This is a genomic window from Pseudomonas paraeruginosa (assembly GCF_003025345.2).
Taxonomy (GTDB): domain Bacteria; phylum Pseudomonadota; class Gammaproteobacteria; order Pseudomonadales; family Pseudomonadaceae; genus Pseudomonas; species Pseudomonas paraeruginosa.
Genome location: NZ_CP020560.1, coordinates 1,844,233 through 1,869,719 on the forward strand (window position 1 = coordinate 1,844,233; position 25,487 = coordinate 1,869,719).

At 68.1% G+C, this 25,487-nt stretch carries 31 protein-coding genes; 11 read left to right on the forward strand and 20 right to left on the reverse strand.

Annotated features, from left to right (window positions below; translation table 11 throughout):
* Positions 1-33: 33 nt before the first annotated feature.
* Genes ppiA through B7D75_RS08865 form a run of 3 tightly spaced genes read right to left on the reverse strand, consistent with a single transcriptional unit; the run spans position 34 to position 2,342 of the window.
* Positions 34-597: a peptidylprolyl isomerase PpiA gene (ppiA, locus tag B7D75_RS08855; protein WP_003114812.1), complete on the reverse strand. Its 564-nt coding sequence runs from the start codon at positions 595-597 to the stop codon at positions 34-36.
* A complete protein-coding gene (locus B7D75_RS08860) occupies positions 579-1,406 on the reverse strand; it encodes an alpha/beta fold hydrolase (protein WP_053816933.1) in 828 nt (275 codons plus the stop codon). Before B7D75_RS08860 ends, ppiA begins: the two co-directional genes overlap by 19 nt.
* A 6-nt stretch (positions 1,407-1,412) precedes the next feature.
* Positions 1,413-2,342, reverse strand: coding sequence for a LysR family transcriptional regulator (locus B7D75_RS08865; protein ID WP_003156565.1), 930 nt, complete (start codon positions 2,340-2,342; stop codon positions 1,413-1,415).
* A gap of 198 nt (positions 2,343-2,540) precedes the next feature.
* Between B7D75_RS08865 and B7D75_RS08870 the strand changes: the two genes are divergently transcribed.
* Positions 2,541-2,858, forward strand: coding sequence for a hypothetical protein (locus tag B7D75_RS08870; RefSeq protein ID WP_003156568.1), 318 nt, complete (start codon positions 2,541-2,543; stop codon positions 2,856-2,858).
* Positions 2,859-3,004: 146 nt separating this feature from the next.
* Positions 3,005-3,646: an FMN-dependent NADH-azoreductase AzoR3 gene (gene azoR3 / locus B7D75_RS08875; RefSeq protein WP_003156570.1), complete on the forward strand. Its 642-nt coding sequence runs from the start codon at positions 3,005-3,007 to the stop codon at positions 3,644-3,646.
* Between the two features lie 96 nt (positions 3,647-3,742).
* Here azoR3 and B7D75_RS08880 read toward each other — a convergent pair whose 3' ends face one another.
* The 3 genes from B7D75_RS08880 to B7D75_RS08890 form a co-directional block, all read right to left on the reverse strand.
* On the reverse strand, positions 3,743-4,642 hold the full coding sequence (locus tag B7D75_RS08880; protein WP_107113928.1) for a DMT family transporter: 900 nt from the start codon (positions 4,640-4,642) through the stop codon (positions 3,743-3,745).
* Between the two features lie 9 nt (positions 4,643-4,651).
* A complete protein-coding gene (locus tag B7D75_RS08885; protein WP_043100710.1) occupies positions 4,652-4,987 on the reverse strand; it encodes a tRNA-binding protein in 336 nt (111 codons plus the stop codon).
* A gap of 64 nt (positions 4,988-5,051) precedes the next feature.
* The gene (locus tag B7D75_RS08890) at positions 5,052-5,816 is read right to left on the reverse strand and encodes an AraC family transcriptional regulator (protein ID WP_053813626.1); all 765 of its coding nucleotides are present in this window, start codon (positions 5,814-5,816) and stop codon (positions 5,052-5,054) included.
* Between the two features lie 146 nt (positions 5,817-5,962).
* Here B7D75_RS08890 and B7D75_RS08895 point away from each other — a divergent pair, with 146 nt between their 5' ends.
* A complete protein-coding gene (locus B7D75_RS08895; RefSeq protein ID WP_003156574.1) occupies positions 5,963-6,775 on the forward strand; it encodes a UDP-2,3-diacylglucosamine diphosphatase in 813 nt (270 codons plus the stop codon).
* Positions 6,772-7,827 (forward strand): glycosyltransferase family 4 protein, encoded by a 1,056-nt coding sequence (locus tag B7D75_RS08900; protein WP_058174373.1) that lies wholly within the window; start codon positions 6,772-6,774, stop codon positions 7,825-7,827. The genes B7D75_RS08895 and B7D75_RS08900 overlap by 4 nt, the downstream gene beginning before the upstream one ends.
* Here the strand turns inward: B7D75_RS08900 and B7D75_RS08905 are convergent.
* Positions 7,817-9,208 (reverse strand): adenylate/guanylate cyclase domain-containing protein, encoded by a 1,392-nt coding sequence (locus B7D75_RS08905; RefSeq protein WP_034082079.1) that lies wholly within the window; start codon positions 9,206-9,208, stop codon positions 7,817-7,819. The genes B7D75_RS08900 and B7D75_RS08905 overlap by 11 nt on opposite strands.
* Positions 9,209-9,422: 214 nt before the next feature.
* Complete coding sequence (locus B7D75_RS08910) at positions 9,423-9,740, reverse strand: Mpo1-like protein (RefSeq protein ID WP_003157543.1); 318 nt, start codon at positions 9,738-9,740, stop codon at positions 9,423-9,425.
* A gap of 141 nt (positions 9,741-9,881) precedes the next feature.
* Here B7D75_RS08910 and B7D75_RS08915 point away from each other — a divergent pair, with 141 nt between their 5' ends.
* Positions 9,882-10,895 carry an AraC family transcriptional regulator gene (locus B7D75_RS08915; protein ID WP_107113929.1) on the forward strand — a complete coding sequence of 338 codons (1,014 nt, stop codon included), beginning with the start codon at positions 9,882-9,884 and terminating at the stop codon, positions 10,893-10,895.
* 18 nt (positions 10,896-10,913) lie between these two features.
* Here B7D75_RS08915 and B7D75_RS08920 read toward each other — a convergent pair whose 3' ends face one another.
* The 5 genes from B7D75_RS08920 to B7D75_RS08940 all read right to left on the reverse strand — a co-directional run bounded on the left by B7D75_RS08920 (position 10,914) and on the right by B7D75_RS08940 (position 15,950).
* Complete coding sequence (locus B7D75_RS08920; RefSeq protein ID WP_043100703.1) at positions 10,914-11,558, reverse strand: ABC-type transport auxiliary lipoprotein family protein; 645 nt, start codon at positions 11,556-11,558, stop codon at positions 10,914-10,916.
* Positions 11,555-12,493 (reverse strand): MlaD family protein, encoded by a 939-nt coding sequence (locus B7D75_RS08925; RefSeq protein ID WP_003157542.1) that lies wholly within the window; start codon positions 12,491-12,493, stop codon positions 11,555-11,557. Before B7D75_RS08925 ends, B7D75_RS08920 begins: the two co-directional genes overlap by 4 nt.
* A gap of 1 nt (position 12,494) precedes the next feature.
* The gene (locus tag B7D75_RS08930) at positions 12,495-13,289 is read right to left on the reverse strand and encodes an ABC transporter ATP-binding protein (RefSeq protein ID WP_003157541.1); all 795 of its coding nucleotides are present in this window, start codon (positions 13,287-13,289) and stop codon (positions 12,495-12,497) included.
* The gene (locus tag B7D75_RS08935; RefSeq protein WP_012074988.1) at positions 13,286-14,431 is read right to left on the reverse strand and encodes an MlaE family ABC transporter permease; all 1,146 of its coding nucleotides are present in this window, start codon (positions 14,429-14,431) and stop codon (positions 13,286-13,288) included. The genes B7D75_RS08930 and B7D75_RS08935 overlap by 4 nt, the downstream gene beginning before the upstream one ends.
* Positions 14,432-14,495: 64 nt before the next feature.
* On the reverse strand, positions 14,496-15,950 hold the full coding sequence (locus tag B7D75_RS08940) for a TrkH family potassium uptake protein (protein WP_012074989.1): 1,455 nt from the start codon (positions 15,948-15,950) through the stop codon (positions 14,496-14,498).
* Between the two features lie 157 nt (positions 15,951-16,107).
* Between B7D75_RS08940 and B7D75_RS08945 the strand changes: the two genes are divergently transcribed.
* A complete protein-coding gene (locus B7D75_RS08945; protein ID WP_033996518.1) occupies positions 16,108-16,479 on the forward strand; it encodes a YkgJ family cysteine cluster protein in 372 nt (123 codons plus the stop codon).
* Between the two features lie 64 nt (positions 16,480-16,543).
* Positions 16,544-17,104, forward strand: coding sequence for an NAD(P)H nitroreductase (locus tag B7D75_RS08950; protein ID WP_053813630.1), 561 nt, complete (start codon positions 16,544-16,546; stop codon positions 17,102-17,104).
* Here B7D75_RS08950 and B7D75_RS08955 read toward each other — a convergent pair.
* From B7D75_RS08955 to B7D75_RS08985, 7 genes are all read right to left on the reverse strand, one after another.
* A complete protein-coding gene (locus B7D75_RS08955; RefSeq protein ID WP_053813631.1) occupies positions 17,085-17,564 on the reverse strand; it encodes a hypothetical protein in 480 nt (159 codons plus the stop codon). The genes B7D75_RS08950 and B7D75_RS08955 overlap by 20 nt on opposite strands.
* Before the next feature lie 42 nt (positions 17,565-17,606).
* Positions 17,607-18,944, reverse strand: a complete 1,338-nt coding sequence (locus B7D75_RS08960; RefSeq protein WP_058136325.1) for a sensor histidine kinase — start codon at positions 18,942-18,944, stop codon at positions 17,607-17,609.
* Positions 18,945-19,058: 114 nt separating this feature from the next.
* Positions 19,059-19,499 carry a Spy/CpxP family protein refolding chaperone gene (locus B7D75_RS08965; protein ID WP_003091492.1) on the reverse strand — a complete coding sequence of 147 codons (441 nt, stop codon included), beginning with the start codon at positions 19,497-19,499 and terminating at the stop codon, positions 19,059-19,061.
* 128 nt (positions 19,500-19,627) lie between these two features.
* Positions 19,628-20,305, reverse strand: a complete 678-nt coding sequence (locus tag B7D75_RS08970) for a response regulator transcription factor (RefSeq protein WP_012074993.1) — start codon at positions 20,303-20,305, stop codon at positions 19,628-19,630.
* Positions 20,306-20,315: 10 nt separating this feature from the next.
* Positions 20,316-20,693 (reverse strand): hypothetical protein, encoded by a 378-nt coding sequence (locus tag B7D75_RS08975; protein WP_012074994.1) that lies wholly within the window; start codon positions 20,691-20,693, stop codon positions 20,316-20,318.
* Positions 20,694-20,819: 126 nt separating this feature from the next.
* Positions 20,820-21,119, reverse strand: coding sequence for a YciI family protein (locus B7D75_RS08980; RefSeq protein ID WP_003091489.1), 300 nt, complete (start codon positions 21,117-21,119; stop codon positions 20,820-20,822).
* A gap of 1 nt (position 21,120) precedes the next feature.
* Entirely contained in the window at positions 21,121-21,708 is a 588-nt protein-coding gene (locus B7D75_RS08985) for a septation protein A (protein WP_058145611.1), read from the reverse strand.
* 212 nt (positions 21,709-21,920) lie between these two features.
* On the opposite strand from B7D75_RS08985, the gene B7D75_RS08990 reads away from it, so the two are divergent.
* The 4 genes from B7D75_RS08990 to scpB all read left to right on the forward strand — a co-directional run bounded on the left by B7D75_RS08990 (position 21,921) and on the right by scpB (position 25,467).
* Complete coding sequence (locus B7D75_RS08990) at positions 21,921-22,808, forward strand: PHP domain-containing protein (protein WP_012074996.1); 888 nt, start codon at positions 21,921-21,923, stop codon at positions 22,806-22,808.
* Positions 22,805-23,434, forward strand: a complete 630-nt coding sequence (locus tag B7D75_RS08995) for an L-threonylcarbamoyladenylate synthase (RefSeq protein ID WP_012074997.1) — start codon at positions 22,805-22,807, stop codon at positions 23,432-23,434. The genes B7D75_RS08990 and B7D75_RS08995 overlap by 4 nt, the downstream gene beginning before the upstream one ends.
* A 173-nt stretch (positions 23,435-23,607) precedes the next feature.
* Positions 23,608-24,360 carry a segregation and condensation protein A gene (locus B7D75_RS09000; protein ID WP_074197261.1) on the forward strand — a complete coding sequence of 251 codons (753 nt, stop codon included), beginning with the start codon at positions 23,608-23,610 and terminating at the stop codon, positions 24,358-24,360.
* A 138-nt stretch (positions 24,361-24,498) separates the two neighbouring features.
* Complete coding sequence (gene scpB, locus B7D75_RS09005) at positions 24,499-25,467, forward strand: SMC-Scp complex subunit ScpB (protein ID WP_058129966.1); 969 nt, start codon at positions 24,499-24,501, stop codon at positions 25,465-25,467.
* Positions 25,468-25,487: the final 20 nt, after the last annotated feature.

Sequence of the window (25,487 nt, forward strand, 5' to 3'; positions counted from 1 at the left end):
TGGGCCCGCCGGATCAAGCCCCTGCGGCGTAACTCAGAGGCGTTTGGCGGACAGGATCACCACGTCGTCGCTCGGCACGTCGGCGAAACCGTTGCGGCGGGTGGTGGGCACCTTGGCGATCTGGTCGACCACGCCCATGCCGCGCACCACCTTGCCGAACACGGCATAGCCGAAGTCGCGTGCGCCATGGTTGAGGAAGTCGTTGTCGGTCAGGTTGATGAAGAACTGGCTGGTGGCCGAGTCGACCACGCCGGTGCGGGCCATGGCCAGGGTGCCGCGTTCGTTGAGCAGGCCGTTGTCGGCCTCGTTCTTGATCGGTGCGCGGGTCTTCTTCTCCTGCATGCCGGCGCTGAAGCCGCCGGTCTGCACCATGAAGCCGGGGATGACGCGGTGGAACAGGGTGCCGTCGTAGTAGCCGCTGTCGACGTACTCGAGGAAGTTCTTCACGCTGATCGGCGCCTTGGCCGGATCGAGTTCCACCTCGATCTCGCCGAGGCTGGTGGCGATCAGGACGTGCGGCTTGGCGGCAGGCGTGGCGGCCAGCAGGGAACCGGCGAAGAGTAGGGTGCAGGCGGCGATCAGGAGACGTTTGAGCATGGTTGTTCCTTGGTTTTGTCGATATCGGCGAGGAAGCCGAGCAGGGTGGTGTTGAAAATCTCGGGTTGGTCCATCGGCGTGGCGTGGCGGGAGTCTTCCACGACCACCAGGCGGGCGTCGGCGATCCGCTCGCAATAGGCCCGCTTCAGCGATACCGGCGTGTAGTCGCGATCCGCACTGATCACCAGGGTCGGACAGGCGATCTCGGCCAATCGTTCCTGCACGCCCCAGCCGATGATGGCGTCGAGGCTGGCCAGGTAGGCGCGTTTGTCGTTCTCCGCCCAGCGCTCCTCGACCTTCTCTCGCAACCCGGCCTGATCCGCCTTGGGAAACAGCAGCCGGCCCAGGGCGCGGCCGATTGTCCGCAGGCTGAGCAGGCGCGAGAGGAGCCGCCGCTTGGCCACTTCCAGATGTTCGCGGGGTGTGCGCGGAATGACTTCCGGGGTGCTGTTGACGATGGTCAGGCTGCGCAGCAGGTCGGGGCGCTCGCAGGCCAGCTGGAAGCCGATCATCCCGCCCATGCTGATGCCGACCAGGTGCACCGGGCCGCAGCCGAGCCGGTCGAGCAGCGCCGCGCAGTCCTCGGCGAAGCCGGCCATGCTGTAGCCATCGCGCGGCTTGCCGGAGCGGCCGTGGCCGCGCAAGTCCGGGACCAGCAGGCGGTAGCGGCCCAGCAGGGCCGGCAACTGGTATTCCCAGTCGCGGGCGCTCGAACCGAGACCGTGCAGCAGCAGGACCGGCGCCCGCTCGGCGGGGCCGGGGTGGTCATCGTAGACGAGGGTGCAGCCGCGCTGCCGGAAGTCAGGCATGCGCGCTCACTCGGCAGCGGGTTCGGGCGCCGCGAAGGGCGCGTTGAGCGGTACGTTGGCGAACGACTTGAGCATTTCCATGAGAATCTGGCTGGCCGGACCGAGCGGCTTTTCCTTGTTGGTGTAGAGGTAGAAGCGGCTCTGCCGCACGCCGCCCTGGCTCAGCGGCAGCGGCTTGAGCTGGCCGCTCTGCAGTTCGCGCTCGATGATGTGCCGCGGCAGCCAGGCGAAGCCCAGGCCGTTGCCGACGAAGGTCGCCGCGGTGGCCAGGCTGCCCACCGTCCAGCGCTGCTCGGCGCCGAGCCAGCCATGGTCGCGCGGCTGCAGCCGGCCGCTGTCGCGGATCACCACCTGCATCTGGGTTTCCAGGTCCTGGTGGGTCAGTTCGCGTTGCAGACGGTGCAGCGGGTGGTCGGGATGGGCCACCGCGACGAACTCGACCACGCTGAGGTCGGCGCCGAGGTGGCCGGGGATGATCAGACCGCTGATCGCCAGGTCGGCGGCGCCCTGGATCAGCGCCTCCTCGACGCCGGAGAGCACTTCTTCGCGCAGCAGCACGCGGCAGCCGCGGCTCTGCGGCATGAAGGCGGATAGCGAGCGGACGATCCGCGCAGCGGGGTAGGCGGCGTCCACTACCAGGCGCACCTCCGGTTCCCAGCCTTGCTCCATGTGGTGGGCCAGCTCCTCCAGTTGTCCGGCCTGCTTGACCAGCTGCCGCGAACGGCGCAGCAGCACTTCGCCGGCCTCGGTAAGGACCGCCTTGCGTCCGTCGATGCGCAGCAGCGGCACGCCGAGCTGTTCCTGCATGCGGGCCACGGTATAGCTGATCGACGACTGCGAGCGGTGCAGGGCCTCCGCGGCCTGGGCGAAGCCGCCATGATCGACCACTGCCTGCAGGGTCCGCCATTGGTCCAGGGTGACGCGTGGCGCTTTCATTTCCGCCTCCTCGAATGCAGGGATGCCTGGCCGGCCTTTTCGCGTCCGGCAGGCGATGACGAGTGCGCCGGAGGGGCGACTTCGCTTATCGTGTCGTCGGCATCCTGTACGGGATAGCTGTCCAGTCTCTTGACGTACGGAATGCCGTGGTTTTCAGGGTATTGCCAATTTTCCATCTGTCGCTACCGGAGTCCGGCCATGAAAAGGCTTTGCTGTTTCGCGCTCTCGCTGTTGCCCCTGTCCGCTTTCGCCTATCCGATCGAGGTCGAGCAGCAGCTCAACGGCAGCGAGGTTTCCTACAGTACCCAGGACATCGGCCGCGACATGGGCGCCATCCTCCTGACCAATCTGGGTAGCCAGGCGGCGGAGTGCACCGCGGTGTTCCGCAACGGCCCGGAGACCCCGAAGGTACGCAAGGGCGTGATCCAGCCGGGGCAGAACAGCAATTTCACCGCGCAGTTCGGCCGCGACATCATCAAGTTGCGGATCAAGCTGACCTGCAAGATCGCGAAATAGCCCGTTCCCTTGCCAGAAAGACTAGGTGTTGCCTGTTTATAAATCAACCTGGTCGATATTTAATAGCGGTTTTTTCAACTTTTTAATCGATTAATCCTTCTCTACTCTCACCTCCATCGTTGCATCGCAGTGGTGGAGGTCGAGTCATGTCCCGTGTCCTGGTTATCGAGAGCAGTGCCCGCCAACGGGGCTCGGTATCCCGTCTGCTGACGGCGGAATTCGTCTCCCACTGGAAAGCCGCGCATCCCGCCGACCGTTTCCAGCTCCGCGACCTGGCGCGCGAGCCGCTGCCGCATCTCGACGAACTGTTGCTGGGGGCCTGGACCACTCCCTGCGACGGCCATAGCGCCGCGGAAAGGCGCGCCCTCGAGCGTTCCAACCGTCTGACCGAGGAGTTGCGGATGGCTGACGTGCTGGTGCTGGCGGCGCCGATGTACAACTTCGCCATTCCCAGCAGCCTGAAGAGCTGGTTCGACCATGTGCTGCGCGCCGGCCTGACCTTCCGCTACGCCGAGCAGGGGCCGGAGGGCATGCTGCAGGGCAAGCGCGCCTTCGTCCTGACCGCGCGCGGCGGGATCTATGCCGGCGGCGGTCTCGATCACCAGGAACCCTACCTGCGCCAGGTGCTGGGCTTCATCGGCATCCACGACGTCACCTTCATCCACGCGGAGGGCATGAACATGGGCCCTGAATTCCGTGACAAAGGCCTGGCGCGGGCGCGTGAACGGATGCTGCAGGCGCTGGAAACCGACACTTCCCTTTGCGTCCCTCTGCCAACGCTCCGGTGATTGGACGCAGCACCCGGTCGAACCCCTTCCCCCCGCGTGTTCGACCGGGTTTTTTTATTCCGACCTGGCTTGCGCGCGCAGGCGGACCGGGCTGGATCAGGCGTGCCCGGGACCGGACCGGCGTGGGCTGGCGGGAGCCTTCCGGCCCGGGGCGCCGAAGCGCGCCGAGAGCACGATGGCGAGGATGATCAGCGCGCCACCGAGGAACATCCGCGGCCCCGGCGTCTCATGGAACAGCAGCCAGGCGAAGGCGATCCCGTAGACCGGCTCCAGGGCGAACACCAGGGCGGCGCTGCGCGCCTTGACCACCGCCAGGCTGGCGACGAACAGGCTATGCGCCAGGCCGGTGCAGAACACCCCCAGCAAGGCGAGCCAGAGCCAGTCCAGGGCCGGCAACGCCGGCAGTTCGAAGGCTGCGAACGGCAGCAGGCACAGGGCGACCACCAGGTTCTGCCAGAGCGCCGCCTGCACCGGCCCGATCTGTCCGCTATTGCTGCGGTTGGCCAGTGACAGCAGGGCGAACAGCAGGCCGGACAGGATCGCCCAGAGCAGCCCGAGGGTGGCGCCGCTGGCGAGGTCGAAACGCGGCGTCACCAGCACCAGGCCGAGGCTGACCAGGGCCACCAGCAGGACTTCGGCGAAGTGGATGCGTTCGCGGAACACAAGGCCTTCGAGGATCACGGTGAAGGCCGGGAAACTGGCGAAGCCGAGCGTGGCGATGGCCACGCCGCCGGTCTTCACGGCGATGAAGAAGCTTACCCAGTGTCCTGCCAGGAGCAGGCCGCAGCCGGCCAGGCGCAGCCGTTGCGCCGGCCCCAGGGCTCGCCACAACTGGTGGCTGAGGCGGGCGAAGAGACCCAGGGCGACCACGGCGAACAGCGCGCGTCCGAACACGATCACCCCGGGGGAGGCGCTGGCCAGCTTGCCGAACACCCCGGTCAGGCCGAAGAGGAGGGCGCCACCGTGCAGGGCGGCGAGGGCGGAACGTCGATTCATGAAGATCCTTCAGGCCAGGCGCGCGCCATTGGGCAGGGGTTTGTCGAAGCCGGCCAGGACCACCTTGTCCTCGCTATCGTAGACCCCGGTGACCAGGATCTCCGAGCGTACCCCGGCGATCTGCTTCGGAGCGAAATTGCAGACGCAGAGGACCTGGCGGCCGACCAGTTCCTCCGCCTGGTAGTGCGCGGTCAGCTGCGCGCTGGAGGTGCGCAGGCCGTGCGGGCCGAGGTCGACCTCGAGGATATAGGCGGGCTTGCGTGCCCGGGGATTGGGAGCGGCGCTGAGGATAGTGCCGACGCGCAGTTCGACGCGCTCGAAATCCTGCCATTCGATGGTGTCCATGCTGACTCCTGGTCTGTCGATGGGCAGAGAGTAGGGAGTCGCGACGGGTTTGTCTGTCGTGCGGCTAGCCGGTTTTGTCGCGCGACTCGCGGCGCAGCTGGCGCGGAGTGACGCCGAACTCGCGGACCAGCGCCGCGGTGAAGGCGCTCTGCGAGGCGTAGCCGACCCGCGCGGCGATCTCGCCCACCGCCAGGCCGCTTTGCAGCAGCAGTTCATGAGCCTGGTGCAGGCGCCGGCTGCGCGCGTAGTCCATGGGCGTCTGCCCGGTTTCGGCGAGAAACAGGCTGTGGAAGCGCGCTACCGAGAGGCCGGCCAGCCGCGCCAGGTCGGCGACCTGCAGCGGGTAGGCGGCGTGGCGGTCGAGATAGGCGTCCAGGCTGGCCAGCGGCAGGCGTGGCCGCTGGCGCGGCGGTTGGCGCTCGCTGGCCAGGCTGGCGAGGAGCAGGCCGGCGCCCTGGTGGGCGATCACCGGATCGTTGATCGGCCCGCTGGCCAGCCAGTTCACCAGTTGGCCCTGGGCCGGCGTCAGCGGCAGCGCCTGCGGTCGTTCGAACAACCGCTGGCCGGCCTCTGCATGCTCGCCGAGGCCGTGCAACAGGCTGCCGTCGCAGGGCAGGTCGAGGACCAGGCAATGGCTGCCGTCGGGGCTGGAACAGGCGTGCCGGGCCGCCGCCGGGACCACCGCGAAGGTCTGGCGCAGAACGCGGCTGCCGCGGCCGTCGACCTCGAACTCGAGGCAGCCGCTGAGACCCATGACCAACTGGGCATGGTCATGGCTATGGACGATCTGGTCGTGGTTGTAGTGGCGCAGGGAAAGGATCGAACCCATGGCGAAGCTCCCGGAGGCAGGCGATCAGTCTAACCGCTGGCGCCGCGCACAGACAGCCGTGGCCTGTCACGCAACGGTCGCGGGGTTGTCACAGTCGCTTCACCGGCTGCGGCCAAGATCGGAAAAACACCGTCGGAGATCCGCCGATGAGCACCGCGCAACGTTTCACCTCGAACCGCAAGCAGCGGGTCCGGACCTTGTGGATATCCGACGTGCACCTGGGAACGCGGGACTGCCAGGCCGAGCACCTGGCGGGGTTCCTCAAGCGCTACCACGCCGACCGTATCTACCTGGTGGGCGACATCATCGACGGCTGGAAGCTGCGTGGCGGCATCTACTGGCCGCAGGCCCACACCAACGTGATCCGCCGCCTGCTCACCCTGAGCAAGCGCGGCACCGAGGTGATCTACGTCACCGGCAACCACGACGAATTCCTGCGCCGCTACTCGAGCCTGGTGCTCGGCAACATCCGCCTGGTCGACGAGGCCGTGCACAGCACCGCCGACGGCCGCAAGCTGCTGGTGATCCATGGCGACCAGTTCGACGTGATCACCCGCTACCACCGCTGGCTGGCGTTCCTCGGCGACTCCGCCTACGAGTTCACCCTGCTGCTCAACCGCTGGCTGAACCACTGGCGGCGGCGCTGGGGCTACGGCTACTGGTCGCTGTCGGCCTACCTCAAGCACAAGGTCAAGACCGCGGTGAACTTCATCGGCGACTTCGAGGAGGCCATCGCCCACGAATGCCAGAAACGCGGGCTCGACGGAGTGGTCTGCGGGCATATCCACCATGCCGAGATCCGCCGCATCGATGGTATCGACTACCTCAACTGCGGCGATTGGGTGGAGTCCTGCACGGCACTGATCGAGCACTGGGACGGCAGCATCCAGCTCTACCGCCTGGCCGAGGAGCAGGCGCGGCTGGCGGAGCGCGCCGCGGCCGTCGAGCCGGCGGCATGAGGTTGCTGATCGTCAGCGACGCCTGGTTGCCGCAAGTCAACGGAGTCGTCACCAGCCTGCTGGCGCTGCAACGTGAGCTGGAGGGGCTGGGTCACCAGGTGCGCGTGCTCTCGCCCGACGACTTCCGCTGCCTGCCCTGTCCCGGCTATCCGGAAATCCCCCTGGCCTGGAACCTCTGGCGGCTCGCTGCCCTGATCGAGGCCTTCGCCCCGGACGCCGTGCACCTGGCCACCGAGGGCCCGCTCGGCTGGGCTGCCCGGCGCTGGCTGGGCAGGCGCGGCATGGGCTTCACCACGGCGATCCACACGCGCTTTCCTGAATACGTGCGCGACCGCATTCCCTGGCTGCCACTGTCCTGGGGCTACGCTTTCCTGCGCGCCTTCCACCGGCCCAGCGAGGCGGTACTGGTGAGCACCCCGCGCCTGCGCGAGGAATTCGCCAGTTGGCGCTTCCAGCGCCTGCGGCTGTGGCGCAAGGGGGTCGACACCGGGCTGTTCCGGCCCGCCGAGTCGCCGGCTGAGGACCGGCGGGAGCCGGTGTTCCTGTATGTCGGGCGGCTGGCGCCGGAAAAGAACCTGGAGGCGTTCCTCGACCTCGAACTGCCGGGCGAGCAGTGGCTGGTGGGCGACGGCCCGCAACGGGCGGCGCTGGAGCGGCGCTATCCGCGGGCGCGCTTTCTCGGCTATCGGCATGGCGAGGCGCTGGCCGATGCCTACCGGACGGCCTCGGTGCTGGTGTTCCCGTCGCGCACCGATACCTACGGCCTGGTGATGCTCGAAGCCCTGGCCTGTGGCGTGCCGGTGGCGGCCTTCGCCGTGCCGGGCCCGCTCGACGTGCTGTGCCAGGGCGTGACCGGCGTCATGCACGAGGACCTCGGCGAAGCCTGCCGCCAGGCCCTGGCGCTGGACCGCGAGGCTTGCGCGCGCTGGGCGCGGGAGCAATCCTGGCGGGCCTCGGCGGAGGAGTTCCTGGCATTGCAGGCGTGCTGCCCGCGGGCGGCCTCGGAGTGGACGCAGGAGTTGCCGGCGGCGCTCGACCGGCTCAGAGGATGACCTTGTCGCGCAGGCGCTCGGCGGCCTGCTGCAGGGCCTGGATGACCCGTTCCTTGTCGTAGTTCTGGATGTTGTTGGTATCCAGGTACATGGAGAAGCCGGGCAGTTCGTGCTCGACGTAGCTGGGCGCGGCGCCGAGGTCGCGGCGCGAGTCCACCACCTGGTAGATCTGCACTGGCCGGCTGAAGCCCTTGACCGTGATCTGGCCCTTGTCGCGGCACATGATCACGTCCTTGACCAGCGAGTAGGTCTCGTGGGAAATGAGGATCTCGCCGGCTTCCGAGGCGCTTTCCAGGCGGCTGGCGAGGTTCACCTCGCGACCGATGATGGTGTAGTCCATGCGCGTGTCGGCGCCGAAGTTGCCCACCGTGCAGTAGCCGGTGTTGATGCCCATGCGGATCTCCAGCGGCTTGGTGATGCCCTGGGCCCGCCACTGCTGGCGCAGCACCTTCATGTGCTTGCGCATGGCGATGCCCATCGACACCGCCGCCACCGCGTCCTTCTTCGCGCCCTGGGTGCTGGGGTCGCCGAAGAACACCATGACGCAGTCGCCGACGAACTTGTCGATGGTGCCGCCGTACTTGAGGGCGATCTTCGACATCTCGTTGAGGTAGTTGTTGAGCAGGTCGGTCAGCGCCTCGGCCTCCAGCTCCTCGGAGAGTTCGGTGAAGCCGCGGATATCGGAGAAGAACACGGTGAGCTTCTTGCGCTGGGTTTCCAGGCGCACGCTCTTCTTGCCGCTGAAGATCATCTCCCAGACCTGCGGCGACAGGTACTTGGCCAGGTTGCGCGCGAGCCGCGCGGCCTTTTCCTGCTCGCGGGCGATCTCCTGGCGCACCTGGGCCAGGCGCAGGCCCTGCTGGTGGCCGAAGAAGGCGGTGATGCAGATGTACAGGCCGCAGAACAGGATGCTCACCGCCGCCACTTCCACCGGCGTGGTGCCGAGCAGCGGCGGCGCGGCGAGGACGGTGACCAGCAGCGCGCTGCTGGCGGATACCAGCAGGGCCATGCCGAGCAGGCGCAGGCCACCGATGACCAGCGCGGTGAAGCTGAGCACCAGCAGGAACATCAGGCTGGGGACCACCGAGAAGCCGAGCAGGGCCATGCCCAGGCCGCAGTGCGCGGCGTCGACCGCGAGCAGGATGCGGGTCACCTTGCGCGGATCGTGCTGGCGGAAGCGCTGGCCGAGATGGTAGGCCAGGTGCGGGTAGAGCAGGGCGTACGGCACCATCCAGAGGATGCCGTAGCTGAAATACTGGGTGTAGGTTCCCGCCGCGATGCTGGCGCCACACGCGATATAAGCCAGCACGCGCGAATAGTATTCGCGCATGGATGCGACGGACCGGCTCGTCGGCGAGCGGTCGGGGAGGGTGGGCTTCATGCGCTGGAGAGGGTCCCTGTGTATTTTCGTCCCGGCTCTGCCTCGTGAGCGCTCCGCCGGGGAATGGCGGCTGGCCAGGTTGCTGGCGGAATCTTAACCAAGCGTTTGCGTGGCGGCCAGTGACAGCTGATCGATTGTTCAGGAATGCACGTGCGCCCGGGACCGACGGTCGTGCCGGGAGGGCGACCGGCCAGGGGGGCCGGCCGCGCGGGGGTCAGAAACGGATGCGACCGGTGAAGGCGTCCTTGAGCATCACCCAGTCGCCCATGAACGACCACAACGGATACTTGAAGGTGGCCGGGCGGTTCTTCTCGAAGACGAAGTGGCCGACCCAGGCGAAGCCGTAGCCGACCAGCGGCAGCGCCAGCAGCCACAGCCACTGCTGGCTGGCCAGCGCGTGGAAGAGCACCGCCAGCACCAGCAGGCTGCCGACGTAGTGCAGGCGACGGCAGACGGCATTGCTGTGCTCCTGCAGGTAATAGGGGTAGAACTCGGCGAAACTCTGGAAACGCTGGACGTCGGGGCTGCTCATGGGATGCCTCCTCTCGTTGTGTCGGTCCAGTGTAGGCGGGCAGGCCGATACCACGGATGACATACAGGGCCAGTTTAGTATCCTTGGGCCGCCAGGCCAGCCGATGGCCGGCATTGTGCCCCCCAGAACAAGAAGAGACCGATGCCGGAACGTACTACCTTGTCCAGTTGGGTCCAGGGCATCGTCCTCGCCCTGGAGCTGGAAGGCCTCGACGGGCGCCAGCTGTTCGCCGAGCTGGGCCTCGACTACCAGGCCCTGCAGGATCCCGACGCGCGCTTTCCTCAGGACGCGATGAGCCGCCTGTGGCAGCGGGCAGTAGCGCTCAGCGGAAATCCGGCGATCGGCCTGAACATCGCCCGGGTCCGCCGGCCGGCCTTCCACGTGGTGGGCTATGCGCTGATGTCGAGTCGCAACCTGGCCGAAGGCTTCGCTCGCCTGGAACGTTACCAGCGGATCATCGCGGAAGCGTCCGACCTGACTTTCCGCCGCACGCCACAGGGCTATCGGCTGGGCGTCACGGTGCATGGCGATCGACTGCCGGCGCCGCCGCAGAGCGCCGAATGCTCGCTGGCCTACCTGGTGGACATGGTCCGCTGGATCACCGGTCGCGCGCTGGACCCGCTGCTGGTGGAGCTGCCCGGCGCGCCGCGCGAGCCGCTGGCGCCCTACAGCGAGCTGTTCCGCGCGCCGCTGCGTTTCCATGCCGAGGAGTACGCGCTGGTGTTCTCCCGCGCCGACCTGGAGGCCCCGCTCCCCTCTGCCAACGAGGCGCTGGCCCAATTGCACGACCGTTTCGCCGGCGACTATCTGGCGCGCTTCGCCAGCAGTCGCATCACCCACCTGGCCCGGCAGACCCTGTGCCGGCTGCTGCCGCAGGGCGAGCCCAGGCGCGAGCGGGTGGCGCAGGCGTTGCACCTGTCGCAGCGCACCTTGCAACGACGCCTCCAGGAAGAAGGCACCAGCTACCAGCAACTGCTCGACGACACGCGCCGGGAGATGGCCGGACAGTATCTCCAGCAGCCTGGCCTGACCTTGCTGGAAGTCGCCTACCTGCTGGGTTTCGCCGATCCGAGCAATTTCTTCCGGGCGTTCCGCCGCTGGTTCGGTTGCACGCCCAGCGAATACCGCGCGCGCTGGCAGGACGGGCCGGGGTAGCCGGCCAGTCCACGCGGTTCAGGGCTGCGCGGAGGGTTGTGCAGCGGCCTGGCGCAGGGTCCAGTCGAGGACCTGGGCCGATAGCGTATCGGCGGCCTTGCCGAAGGCGCTGACCACTTCCGGAACCTTCCTGCCATCCACCGGCTGGCGTACCTCGAAGCGCCGGCTGGCGATCACCCGCTTGTCGTCGCTGCGCACCAGTCGCGCGTCGTAGCGGATCAGCGCGGTGGCCTGGCCGTTCGGGTATTCGGTCTGGAATGCGCGCAGGTCGCCGCCCAGTTCGAAATCGGCCTGCAGGTTGCTGTCGTCGCTGCTCAGGCCACGGACCCGGCCGTCGGCCTGGAACGCCTGCATCAGGCGATCGCGCAGCAGCGCCGGCGCCGGGTCGCTCCAGCGCGCGCCCTGGTACACGCTGATCTCGTCGCCCTGTGGGCGCACCGCGATGCGCGGGCTCTCCAGCACCAGGCTGGTGCGCGGCCGGGCGATCCGCAGCGACCAGTCGACCGGCCGCGCGGCGGCGCTGGCCGGCGGGTTGTGCACCGGCAACAGGTAGACCTGCAGGACCTGCGCCTCCGGCAGGATCGAACAGGCGCCGAGAGTGGCGAACACGACCAGGCCGGCGGCCAGGGACAGGCGACGCAGCGGGCGAAGGGCGACCATCATGGGGTGAACTCCTTGGTTTTTTCCCGGCCCAGCAGGTAGTTCGCCGGGTTTTCTTCCAGGCGCCGGCTGATCCCGCGCAGCGCCGCCAGGGTGTCGCGCAGTTCGCTGACCGCCGGACCGAGCTCGGCGATGCCCTGGATACCGCCGTCCAGCGAATGGCGGTTTTCGCTGATCAACTGGTCGAGGGTGGCACTGGTGCGTTCCAGCGAGGCCATGGTCTTGCTGGCATTCTCCAGCATCCCTTTGCCCTGCTCGTTGAGCAGACCATTGGCGTTGCGCATCAGTTCGCTGGCCTGGGCCAGGGCGGCGTTGGCCTGCTTGCTGGCCTGGGCCAGTTGCTGCATCACCGCGCTGACGTTCTCGCGCTCGGCGGAAAGCGCGCCGGTGGCCTGGTCGAGATGATCCAGGGTGCGGCTGATGCGGGCGCTGTTCTCTTCGGAAAGCAGGTTGCTGAAACGCGCGATGAGCTGGTTGATATTGCCCATCAGGTCCTCGCCGTTGCTCAGCAACTGGGTCAGTGGCGAGGGCGTGGCGACGATCACCGGGATCTTCCCGTCCTTGCCTTCCAGCATCGGGCTGGAGGGCGTGCCGCTGCTGAGCTGGATGATCGAGGTGCCGGTGATCCCGGTGAGCGCCAGCTTGGCCGTGGTGTCCTGCTTGATCGGCGCGCTGGCCACCACCCGGATGCGCGCCCAGACCTTGCGCGGGTCCTGCGGGTCGAGGCGGAGGAAGGCGACGTCGCCGACCTTGATCCCGCTGTACTGCACCGAACTGCCCTGGGACAGGCCGCTGACCGCCTCGTTGAAGACGATGTCGTAGTAGTTGAACTTGCCCTCGGAGCCTGACTTGGCCAGCCACAGGCCGAAGAGCAGGGCGGCGCCGATCACGATCACGCTGAACAGGCCGATCAACACATGGTGGGCTCGGGTTTCCATCTCAGTGGTTCTCCAGCACGGCGGCGGCTTGGTGGGCGGCGCGCCCGCGCGGCCCGTGGAAATACTCGCGGACCCAGGCGTCGTCGGTGGCGGCGACCCGCTCCAGGGTATCGACCACCAGGACCTTCTTCTGCGACAGCACGGCGACCCGGTCGCAGATGGTGTACAGGGTGTCGAGGTCGTGGGTGACCAGGAACACGGTCAGTCCCAGGGCGTCGCGCAGGGTGCGGATCAGGTTGTCGAAGGCGGCCGCGCCGATCGGGTCGAGGCCGGCGGTGGGCTCGTCGAGGAACAGGATGTCCGGGTCCAGCGCCAGGGCTCGGGCCAGGGCGGCGCGCTTGATCATGCCGCCGGAAAGCGAGGCCGGATACTTGTCGCCGGCATTGGCCGGCAGCCCGGCGAGGGCCAGCTTGACCTGGGCCAGGTGCTCGGCGTCGGCGCGCGGCAGGCCGGCGTTCTCGATCAGCGGCAGGGCGACGTTCTCGACCACGGTCAGCGAGGAGAACAGCGCGCCCTGCTGGAACAGCACGCCGAAGCGCCGCTCGACCAGCGAACGGCGCTCTTCCGGCAGTTGCAGCAGGTCTTCGCCGAACACCCGCACGCTGCCCGAGGTCGGCCGGCGCAGGCCGACGATGCTGCGCAGCAGCACCGACTTGCCGGTGCCGGAGCCGCCGACCACGCCGAGGATCTCGCCGCGGCGGACGTCGAGGTCGAGGTGCTCGTGCACGGTCTGGGCGCCGAAACGGTTGCACAGGTCGCGCACCTGGATGATCGCCTGCGGGTTGTCCTGGCTCACCAGCCCATCTCCATGAAGAACAGCGCGGCGAGGGCGTCGAGCAGGATCACCACGAAGATCGAGTGGACCACGCTGGTGGTCGTGTGCTCGCCCACCGACTGCGCGCTGCCGCTGACCTTGAAGCCTTCCAGGCAGCCGATCACGGCGATCAGGAAGGCGAACAGCGGGGCCTTGCTGATGCCGACCAGGAAATGCTGGACGCCGATGCCGTCCTCCATGATCGACAGGAACATCGCCGGCGGGATGTCCAGGGACCAGGCGCAGACCGTCATGCCGCCGACGATGCCGCAGAGCATGCCGACGAAGGTCAGCATCGGCAGCGACACCAGCAGCGCCAGCACCCGCGGCAGCACCAGCAGTTCGATGGGGTTGAGGCCGAGGGCGCGGATCGCGTCGATCTCCTCGTTGGCCTTCATCGAACCGATCTGCGCGGTGAAGGCGCTGGCGGTGCGGCCGGCCATGAGGATCGCGGTGAGCAGCACGGCGAATTCGCGGAGGAAGGAGAACACCACCAGGTTGACCGTGTAGATGGTCGCGCCGAAGTTGGCCAGCACCGTGGCGCCGAGGAAGGCGATCACCGCGCCGACCAGGAAGGTCAGCAGGGCGATGATCGGCACCGCGTCCAGACCGCTCTTCTCGATGTTCGCCACCAGCGGCGTGACCCGCCAGCTGGCCGGGCGGACCAGGCTGCGGAGCAGGGTTTCCAGGGTCAGGCCGATGAAGCCGAGGAGCGCCTTGAGGTGCAGCCAGAAGGTCTCCATGGCACAGCCGATGCGCGCCAGCAGTTCGATGGCGGTGGTCGGCGGCTTGGGTTTTTCCGGTTCGCAGAAATCGTGCAGGGCGTGGCCGACGGTCTTCAGCAGGGCCTGGCGCTCACGCGGCAGGCCAGGCTCCAGCTCGGCGAGGTCGGCCAGGCGTTCGGCGCCGAGCAGCTCGGCGAGCAGCGCGGCACCGGCGGTATCCAGGGCGCCGAGCTGGCTGAGGTCGAAGCTGGCGTCGCCCGCCACCTGGCTGCGCAGGCGCGTCACCTCGCGCTCCAGGGCCGTGTAGTGGGCGAGCGTCCAATCACCTATGGCTCTGACGCGGGCGGGCTGGGTGGAGCTATCCAGGCTCACGTGGCCGGGTTGCGGCTGAGTCGTCATGGTGCAGAAGCTTACACCGGCTTTTCAGTCCCTGAGTAGAGACATTGCGGCCAGGGTCCGCCGCTCAGTGGCGCCAGAACGCAGGGGTCAGCAGGACCAGCACGGTGATGATTTCCAGGCGGCCGAGCAGCATGCCGGCGGCCAGCAGCCACTTGGCGGCGTCCGGCAGGCTGGCGAAGTTGCCCGAGGGGCCGATGATCGGCCCCATCCCCGGCCCTACGCCGGCCACGGTGCTGGCGGCGCCGGTGAGCGCGGTCATCCAGTCCAGGCCGATCAGCGACAGGCCGAGGGCGAGCAGGCAGACGACGATGGCGAAGAAGAACGAGAAGGTCAGGATCGAGCGGACGATCTCCTCGTCCAGGCGGTGGCCGTTGTAGTTCTGCTTGAGCACCGCGCGCGGGTGGATCAGCTGGTAGAGGTTGGCCTTGAGCAGGGTGTAGGCGACCTGGAAGCGGAAGATCTTGATGCCGCCGGCGGTGGAGCCGGAACAGCCGCCGATGAAGCCGAGGTAGAAGAACAGCATGATCGAGAAGTGGCCCCACATGCTGTAGTCGCCAAGGGCGAAGCCGGTGGTGGTGACCACCGAGGTGACGTTCACCGCGACGATGCGGAAGGCGTCCATCCAGGGCAGCCTGGAGGTCAGCGCGTACCAGGTGCCCATCAGCAGCCACGTCACCAGCAGCAGGCCGAGCAGGCCGCGCACCTGCTGATCCTTGATCAGCGCCCGGCGGTGGCCGCGCAGGGTGGCGACGTAGAGCGCGAACGGCAGGCTGCCGAGGATCATCACCGCTACCGCGGTCCAGTGCACCGCCGGCTGCTTCCACTTGGCCAGGGACTGGTCGGAGGTGGAGAAACCGCCGGTGGAAATCGCCGACATGGCGTGGTTGACCGCGTCGAACGGGCTCATGCCGGCGCCCCAGAAGGCCAGGCTGCCGAGGAGGGTGATGCCGACATAGGTGGCGACGATGTACTTGGCGACCATGTGCGAGCGCGGCATGACCTTTTCCGAGCGGTCCGAGGACTCGGTCTGGAACAGGCGCATGCCGCCGATCCGCAGCATCGGCAGGATCGCCACCGCCATGGCGATGAAGCCGATGCCGCCGAGCCAGTGCAGCAGCGAGCGCCAGATGAGGATGCCCGGCGACATGTCGTCCAGCCCGCTGAGTACGGTGGAGCCGGTGGCGGTGATGCCCGACATGCTCTCGAAGAACGCGTCGGTGTAGCTGATGTGCTGCTGCAGGACGAACGGCAGGGCGGCGAAGATGCATACCAGCACCCAGCTCGACACCGTCAGCATGTACATGTCCCGTGGACGCAGGTGGACGTGCTCGGGGCGACCGGGAAGGACCAGGCCGAGGCCGCTGACGAAGGTGGCGACGCTGGACCAGATGAAGGCCTGGATGCCTTCGGTACGGTCGAAGGCGAGCATGGTGAGGATCGGGACCAGCATGCTGGCGGCCAGAGTGATCAGGAAGATGCCGATGATGAAACCGAGGGTGCGTAGGGTCGGCAAGGCCATGGATCGTGGGGCTCTGGGCGGTGGCGGACCGGTCATTCTACCAGCCGTCCGCGCAGAGTAAATCCGCCGCTGCGCCCCTCTTCACAGCCGCCGCGAAATCGCTAGAATCTCGCTTCGCCCGCCGGCGCTCGCCGGTTTCTCTGGTGTTCTGCCAACCATGTCCACTGACAATCCGTGTCTTACCTGCGGCGCCTGCTGTGCGCATTTCCGTGTGTCCTTCTACTGGGGGGAATGCCGTTCCGCGGGCGGCGTCGTGCCCGATGAGCTGACCGTCCAGGTCAACCCGCAGATGGTCGCCATGAGCGGCACCGAGAGCAGGCCGGTGCGCTGCGTCGGCCTGCTCGGCGAGGTCGGTTGTGGCGTGCGCTGCACCGTCTACGAGCAGCGCTCCAGCACCTGCCGCGAGTTCGAGGCGGCCTGGGCCAACGGCCAGCCGAACCCCGCTTGCGACGCCGCGCGCGCCGCCTACGGCCTGCCGCCGCTGACGCCACCGCTGCAACCGCACCTGGCGCCGGGGCGGGTCGCCTGATACTGGGCGGGGGCCCGGCGATTGCGTCTACAATGGCGATTTCGTCTTCGACAGGAGTTCGTCCATGGAGGCCCTCGACGCCTTGCTCAATCGCGTTTCCCACGCCCGCCTGAGCGACCCCGCGCCCTCGCCGGAGCAGCTCGACCGGCTGCTGCGGGTTGCCCTGCGCGCGCCTGACCATGGCCAGCTGCGGCCGTGGCGCTTCATCGTGGTGCAGGGCGAAGGCCGCAAGGCTCTCGGCGACCTGTACGCCCGCGCCCTGGCGACCCGCCAGCCGGACGCCACCGAAGAGGCGCTGGCCAAGGCCCGCAACATGCCGCTGCGGGCACCGCTGCTGCTGGTGGCGGTCGCCTGCCTGCAGGACCATCCGAAGGTGCCGCACGGCGAGCAACTGCTGGCCGCCGGCTGCGCCGCCCATGGCCTGGTGCTGGGTGCCTATGCCCAGGGACTGGGGGCGATGTGGCGGACCGGCGAGATGGCCACCGATCCGGTGGTGCATGCCGGCCTGGGACTCAACGAACAGGAACGGATCATCGGTTTCGTCTACCTGGGCACGCCGTTGGGCGAGTTGCGCACCCCGCCGCAGCTCGATCCGGCAGCCTTCGTCAACAACTGGCCGGGCTGAGTGGCAACAGCAGGCGCACGCACCAGCGCGCGCCCCGGACGTGCCAGAGCAGGCGGCCGCCCTGCCAGCCTGCCAGGCGTCGGGCCGCCTCGACGGCCGCGGGCAGCCAGCGCTGGCCTTCTTCCGCCTGGCCGAGGATGTCCAGGCGCAGGCGGCCACGGCGGGCGTCCAGTAGCGGGCTCAGCGTGATGCGCTGCCACGGGCGCGCCTGTGCGGCGCCGCCGAGCAGGCTGTAGAGCGCTTCGTGCAAGGCCGGGCGCCAGCTTTCCAGTGGCCAGGTGCCGCGCTCCGGCAGGCTCAGTTCCAGACGCGTCCAGCGTTGCCGCAGTTGCTGGGCGACCTGCCCCAGTTCGACCGCCAGAACCAGCGATTGCGGCTCGTCGCCGGGAGGTTCCGGCGGCGGCGCGATGGCCTGGGCGAGAGGGAGTTCATCGAGGAACAACGAAGCGGGAAGAGTCATGCCGGATGCTCCTGGGGAATTGCCGCGCGTCCGGGCGCGGCGTCATTCGGTCGCCTTGCGCCGTAGCGGCAGGCTGAGGGTGGCGATGAAGCCGCCGTCGGGATGGTTGCCCAGGCGCAGGTGCCCGCCGTGGCGCTCGATGGCGCGGCGGGCGATGGCCAGGCCGAGGCCGTGACCCGGGCTGCTCTGGTTGGGGGCGCGGAAGAAGGGTTCGCCCAATTGTTCCTGCAGCTCGGCGGCAATCCCCGGTCCATGGTCGCGGACGCTCAGGCGCAGGTAGTCGCCGGCGCTGCTGGCACGCACTTCCAGCGGTTGGCCGACGGGGTTGAAGCGCACGGCGTTGCGCAGCAGGTTGTCCACCGCGCGTTCGAACATGTCAGGCCAGCCGTCGATGCTCAGGTCGTCGGCCACTTCCAGGCGGATGTCCTGTTCCGGCGCCAGCAGCAGGGCGTCCTCGCGCAGGCGCTGAAGCAAGGGCAGCAGGTCGATCCGCTGGCTGGCGCCGGGCTCGGCGTCGAGCCGGGCGAGGGCGAGGATCTCGCCGATCAGCGCTTCCAGGCGGTCGCATTCCTGTTCCAGGCGCGGCCACATCTGTGCCCGCGCTTCCGGTTCGGCGCGTTCGGCCAGGGCCAGGGCGATGCGCAGGCGCGCCAGCGGCGAGCGCAGTTCGTGGGAGACGTCGCGGAGCAACTGACGCTGGCTGCCGATCAGGCTTTGCAGGCGTTCGCCCATGCGGTTGAAATCGCGCGCCAGGGTGCCCAGTTCATCGCCGCGCCGCGCCAGGCGGGCCAGGCTGTCCTTCTGGTAGGCGGTCTGGCCGAGGTCGTGCACGGCACGCCGCAGGCGGTTCAGCGGACGGGTGATGGACAGCGTCAGCAGCAGGCTGAACAGGGTCAGCACCACCAGCGCGATGCCCAGCGCGCTGAGCGGCCAGAGCAGGCTGCCGCGGTGCCAGGCCTCCAGCTCCGGGTGCGGGATGCGATAGATGAACAGGTAGGTATGGTTGCTCTGCGGGCTGACGTATTCCTGGCTCAACTGGCGCCAGGGGAAGCGTGGCAGGTTGCGGTCGCTGGTGCGCGGCGGGCGATGGTGCGGGCGCGGCAGGTAGGTGCCGTCGACCAGGCGCTGGCCGCTTTCATCGAGCACCTGGATGGAAATCCCGTAGTCACGGCGGCGTTGCTCCAGCAAGCCCTGGGCCGCGTAGCTGCCCTGTTCTTCGTAGAGGGCGGTCCACTGTTCGGCGAGATCCTTCAGGCCAGGATGGCGGGCGATGATCCAGGTGTCCTGGTTCAGCGCACGACCCAGCAGGATGGACAGCCCGGCGACCAGCAGCAGGGCCAGCCAGAAGGCGGCGAGGATTCGCCAGAAGAGTGAACGCATGGTTTTCCTGTTGAATCGCATGTCGGGCCGGCCGCGTGGGTAAACCCCTAGGATATGCGATTCCGGCTGGACGGAAGACCGCTACCGGAGAACCCGGTAGCGGTGGCTCGGACGTCAGTTGGACTTCTTGTCGGCCTTCCATTGCTGGAATTCGGCCCACTCTGCCTTGCGCTGCTCGCGCTTCTTCTGCAGTTCGTCGAACTTCTTCTGCTGCTCGGGGGTGAGCAGGGCGCGGATGTCCTTCTGGGTCTTCTCGTGGCTGGCCTTGAGTTCGTCCTTGAGGGCCTTCTGCTCGGCCGCCGGCAGCTTGGCCAGGTAGCGCTGGGTGATCTCGTGGCGGGCCTTCATCTGCTCGCCCATCAGCTTGCCCATCTGCTGGCGCTGCTCGCGGGTCAGGTTCAGTTCCTTCATCGGTCCGCCATGCCGGGGACCGTGCTGGCCCATCATGTGGCCGCCTTCCATCGGCGGGGGCGGCAGGTCGTTGGCGGCGGGCGCGGCCATGGCGAAGGTCGGCAGGGCGGCGGCGATGAACAGGGCGGTTAGCGTCTTGCGCATGGTGTTTCTCCTTTCTGGGTCCGGCCATTTACCGGATGAGCCCAGTCTAGGGAGGTCAAGGTCAAGCGCGGTCAACCCTGGGTAAAGCTTGGGTAAAGAGCGGCTGCCGTCAGGCTGACGAAACCCGCTCAGTGGCTGTAGTAGTAGCCGCGGCCGCGCAGGGCGAGGATGCGCGGGCTGCCGTCGGGGTGGCTGCCGAGCTTCTTGCGCAGGTTGCTGACGTGCATGTCCAGGCTGCGGTCGTAGAGGGTCAGCTTGCGGCCCAGCGCCAGTTGCGCCAGGGCCTGCTTGTCCAGCGGCTCGCCGGGCTGGCGCAGGAGCGCTTCGAGGATGCGGCTCTCGGAGAGCGTCAGGCTGATTTCCTGGCCGTCGATCTGCGCCACGCCGCGGGTCAGGTTCAGCGACAGGTCGCCCAGCTGCATCTGCGCGCTCGGCTGCACCGGATGGCTGCGCCGCAGCACGGCACGCAGGCGCGCGGTCAGCTCGCGCGGGTCGCAGGGCTTGGCCAGGTAGTCGTCGGCGCCCAGCTCCAGGCCGAGAATGCGGTCCAGCGGTTCGCCGCGGGCGGACAGCATCAGCACCGGCAGGTCGGGATGATCGCCGCGCAGTTGCTTGAGCAGTTCCAGGCCGCTACCGTCGGGCAGCATGACGTCGAGCACCACGGCGTCCGGGGTCTGCTCGGCGAGGGCGCGGCGGGCCTGCGCGCCGTCGTGGCTGGCGCGCACGCAGAACCCTTCCTGGACCAGCCAGGTACCGAGCAGCTCGCAGAGCTCCCGGTCATCGTCGATCAACAGCAGTTCGCTCATCGGGTGTCGCTCAATTGATCCATTCGCGTCGCTGTCGCCGGCGGCCTCGGCTCAGGGCGCCGAGAACGAACGCGAGCAGGGCGGTGGCGGCGCCGGCGACATACCAGGTCTGTTCTTCGCTGAGCAGCGGCGGTTGTTGCTGCGCCCGGGCCATCCGCAGCTGCTCGCGCAGTTGGCGGTTCTCCTGGCGCATACGACTGACCAGTTCGTCGCGCTGGCGTTCCGTTTCCGCCAGGCGTCGTTCCAGTTCGACCGGGCTTGTGGCGACGGACGGCGTGGCCTGCGGCGCGACCGGCGCGGTGGGCGGAGCGACGGGGTCTTCGGCCTGGGCCAGGGAGGCCGCCAGGCCCAGGCTCAGCAGCAGGCATTGGGCAGTCGAGGGACGCATCGTGACTCCTTGTACCGATGAAGCGACGGATCGCACTGTCTGCCCGGGTCACCGCAAACCGTCAGGCCGGTTGGCCGCGTTGCGGCTGGCGCCGGGCCTCGCGGCGGCGGCGCTCGGCCGGTTGCCTCAGGGCAGGACTTTCTTGAACGGCTTGACCACCACCTCGGCGTACACCCCGGCGGCCCGGTAGGGGTCGGCCTCGGCCCAGCTCTGCGCGGCGGCCAGCGAGTCGAACTCGGCGACGATCAGGCTGCCGGTGAAGCCGGCGGCGCCCGGGTCGTTGCTGTCGATCGCCGGATGCGGGCCGGCGAGCACCAGGCGGCCTTCTTCCTTCAGCTGTTCGAGGCGCGCCAGGTGGGCCGGACGGCTGGCCAGGCGGCGTTCCTGGGAGGCGGGGATGTCACGGGCGATGATCGCGTAGAGCATGTCAGTCCTTGGGCTTTTCGCCGGTATCGGCGTCGTGCAGGTGGCGAGCCAGGAAGATGCCCTGGCCGATCAGGAACAGCAAGGTCATGCCGAGGCTGCCGAATACCTTGAAGTCCACCCAGAAGCTCGGATAGGTGAAGACCACGTACAGGTTGGCGAAGCCGCACACCAGGAAGAACACCACCCAGGCGATGTTCAGGCGTACCCAGAGGCCCTGCGGCAACTGGATGGCGTGGCCCATGATGCGCTGGATCATCGGCTTGTCGCCGATGAAGTGACTGCCGGCGAAGGCCAGGGCGAACAGCCAGTTGACCAGGGGCGCCTTCCACTTGAGGAAGGTGTCCTCATGGAAGGCCAGGGTCAGGCCGCCGAGCACCAGGCAGGCGCCGAGGGTGAACCACTGGCTCTTTTCCAGGTGGCGATGCTTGAGCCAGAGAGCGCCGTAGACGATCACCGAGGCGAGGATCAGGGTCGCGGTCGCGCCGTAGATGCCACTCAGATTGAACCCGGCGAACTCGACGTTCTGAGGGTCTATCTTGTAGACGATGAAGAACAGGATCAGGGGGATGAAATCGATGAATTGCTTCATGGTGGCAGTCAGGACACGGTTGAAGCGGCATAATAGCAACCTCTGGATGTTCTGAAACAGTCATCCTGTCTTTCCGAATGCGTCAGGCCCGCCGCGCCCGCGCGTTCGCCAGGTGGAGCGGGCTCCACGAACCCATGAACGGTACGTCTCGATACCGCGAGGCAGCGAACCGGCGCTGCTTCATCGTTATTCATTGGAATCAGGATTCAGCCATGCGTGTCGATCTGCATTGTCACAGTACCGCCTCCGACGGCGTTCTCGCGCCCGCCGCCCTGGTGCAGCGAGCCCATGAGAAGGGCGTCGGGCTGCTGGCGCTGACCGACCACGACACCCTGGAGGGCCTGCCGGAAGCCCATGCGGCGGCGACCCGGCTCGGTATCGAGCTGGTCAACGGCGTCGAACTGTCCTGTACCTGGGGCGGTGCCACCATCCACGTGCTCGGTTATGGCTTCGCTCTGGAGGCCGAGCCCCTGCGCCGGGCCACCGAGGCCCTGCACCAGGGGCGCTGGGCGCGCGCCGAGGAAATCGACCGGCGCCTGGCGGCCAAGGGCATGCCCGGCGCCCTGCACGGCGCGCGGGCGATCCAGCGGGCCCTGGGCGACAGCGGCAACGCGCCGGCGCGACCGCATTTCGCCGAGTTCCTGGTCCAGGGCGGCTGGGTCAAGGATCGGGCCGAGGCGTTCCGCAAGTGGCTGGGTGCCGGCAAGCTGGGCGACGTCAAGCAGCACTGGCCGACCCTGGAGGAGGTGGTCGGTTGCCTGCGCGAGGCGCGCGCCTGGATCAGCCTGGCGCATCCGTACCATTATGATTTCACCCGCACCAAGCGTCGCCGCCTGGTCGCCGACTTCCTCCAGGCCGGCGGGCACGCCATCGAGGTGGTCAACGGCGTGCAGCCGGCCGAGCAGGTCGGTACCCTGTCGATCCTGGCCCGCGAGTTCGGCCTGATGGTCACCGCCGGTAGCGACTTCCACGCGCCGGGCGATTGGTCCGAGCTGGGCATGTACCGTGCGGTCCCCGAGGACCTGCCGGTCATGTGGCCGCGTTTCGCCAGGCATTTTCGCGATACCGAACGTCATTCCGAAGCCAAGGGGGCCGAATGAGCCAGTTCTTCCAGATCCATCCGGAAAATCCTCAGCCACGGCTGGTCAAGCAGGCCGTGGAGATCGTCCGCCAGGGCGGGGTGATCGTCTACCCCACCGATTCGTCCTACGCCCTGGGCTGCCGCATCGGCGAGAAGACCGCGGTGGATCGCATCCGCCGCATTCGCCAGCTGGACGACAAGCACAACTTCACCCTGGTCTGCCGCGACCTTTCCGAGCTGGGCGTCTATGCCAAGGTCGACACCGGGCTGTTCCGCCTGCTCAAGGCGCACACCCCCGGTCCCTACACCTTCATCCTCAGCGCCACCCGCGAAGTGCCGCGCATGCTCCTGCACCCCAAGCGCCGCACCATCGGCCTGCGCGTGCCGAACTGCCCGATCGCCCGGGCGCTGCTGGAGGAGCTGGGCGAGCCGCTGATGAGCGTGAGCCTGATCATGCCCGGCAGCAGCGAGCCGCTGAACGATCCCTATGAAATGCGCCAGGTCCTGGAACACCAGGTCGACCTGATCGTGGACGGCGGCTACGGCGGCGGCGAGGCCTCCACCGTGATCAGCCTGACCGACACGGATCCGGAAGTGATCCGCGTGGGTTGTGGCGATCCGGCGCCGTTCATGCAGCCGGCCTGAGCGCCGTCCGAATTCCGTACACCATGAGCCGACCCATGCAGGACGATCTCCCGGCCAACGCCGACTCCCCCGTAACCGGGCCCGCCGCCGAGCGGGTGCCGGTGCAACTGGCGCTGGTCTACGGCGAGGCGGTCACCGAACTGCCGCAGGACCTCTATATCCCGCCGGACGCGCTGGAGGTCTTCCTCGAGGCCTTCGAAGGCCCGCTCGACCTGCTGCTGTACCTGATCCGCAAGCAGAACATCGACATCCTCGACATACCGGTGGCGGAAATCACCCGCCAGTACATGGGCTACGTCGAGCTGATGAAGGCGGTGCGCCTGGAACTGGCCGCCGAGTACCTGGTGATGGCGGCGATGCTCGCGGAGATCAAGTCGCGCATGCTGCTGCCACGCTCGGCGGAGGCCGAGGAGGAAGAGGAGGACCCGCGCGCCGAGCTGATCCGCCGCCTGCAGGAGTACGAGCGGTTCAAGAAGGCCGCGGAAGACCTCGACGAGCTGCCCCGGGTCGGCCGCGACGTGCTGGTGCCGCTGGTGGCGGCGCCCGAGGCGCGGGCGCGCAAGCTGCTGCCGGAGCTGGCGCTGCAGGAACTGATGCTGGTGATGGGCGAGATGCTGCGTCGCGCCGACCTGTTCGAGAGCCACCAGGTGACCCGCGAGGTGTTGTCCACCCGCGAGCGCATGAGCGAAGTGCTGGAGCGCCTGAAAGGCGGCGCCTTCGTGCCGTTCATCCAGCTGTTCACCCTGGAGGAGGGCAAGCTCGGCGTGGTGGTGACCTTCATGGCGATCCTCGAACTGGTCAAGGAACAACTGGTGGAGCTGGTACAGAACGAGGCCTTCGGAGCCATCCACGTGCGCCTGCGGGTGGCCGCCGGGGCGGAAGAGGGCGAGGCGCTGGAAGAGGCCCTGGAGGACGATTTCGAGTGACCGCATTCGCTGCCGTCGCCGGGCGCCCGACGGGCTTTTCCGTCGCGCCGGCTTCGTCCCGGCGCGCGTCCTGTTAAGCTGTGCGCGCCTGGCTCCACTATCTTTCCACTTCTCCTGGCTCCGGTATCCGTTGCGACGATGAACCTGTCCGATCCCCACGAACTCGCCACCCTGCTCGAAGGCATCCTCCTCGCCGCCGGCAAGCCGCTCTCGCTGGAGCGCCTGGCCGAGCTGTTCGACGAGGCCGAGCGGCCGGAGCCGGGGCAGTTCCGCGACGCCCTGGCGATCCTCGCGTTGTCCTGCACGGGACGGGCGTTCGAGCTGAAGGAAGTGGCGTCCGGCTACCGCCTGCAGATCCGCGAGCGCTTCTCGCCCTGGGTCGGCCGGCTCTGGGAGGAGCGTCCGCAACGCTATTCGCGGGCCTTGCTGGAAACCCTGGTGCTGATCGCCTACCGCCAGCCGATCACTCGCGGCGAGATCGAGGAGATCCGTGGCGTCGCGGTGAACACCCAGATCGTCAAGACCCTGATGGAACGCGAGTGGATCCGCATCGTCGGCTACCGCGAGGTGCCGGGGCGTCCGGCGATGCTGGCGACCACCAAGGCGTTCCTCGACTATTTCAACCTGAAGAGCCTCGACGAACTGCCGCCGCTGTCGGCGTTGCGCGAGATGGAGCCCGAACCGGAACCGGTCCTGGAAGCCGTATCGCCGCCACCGCGCGACGACCTCGACGAGGATGCGATTCCCGCCTCGATCCAGGCCCTGGCCGACCGCGCCATCGCCGAGGCCGGGGAAAGCCTCGAGGAAATCGAGGGCGAGACCGGCGCGCCGGAGAAACCGCGCGAAGAAACCAGCTTCCGCAGCCTGCTGCTGGAGCTGGACGAGATGGAGCAGGGCCTGAAGACCGATTTCGACGACCTGCTCGACCCGCCGGACTCCTCGCAGGCGTCCGCCGAAGCACCCGAGCCGGCGGCGCAGGCCGGGCCCGCCGCAGTACCGCCGCCTGCTCCGCCCGTCATGGACGCTGACGACGAGGAGCGTGCCCTGGCCGAGGCCATGCGCGAAGAGCGCGAGGCGCTGGATTCCGACGACTGGCCGCGCCGCTGAGCGTCGTTCCGCCCTGTAGA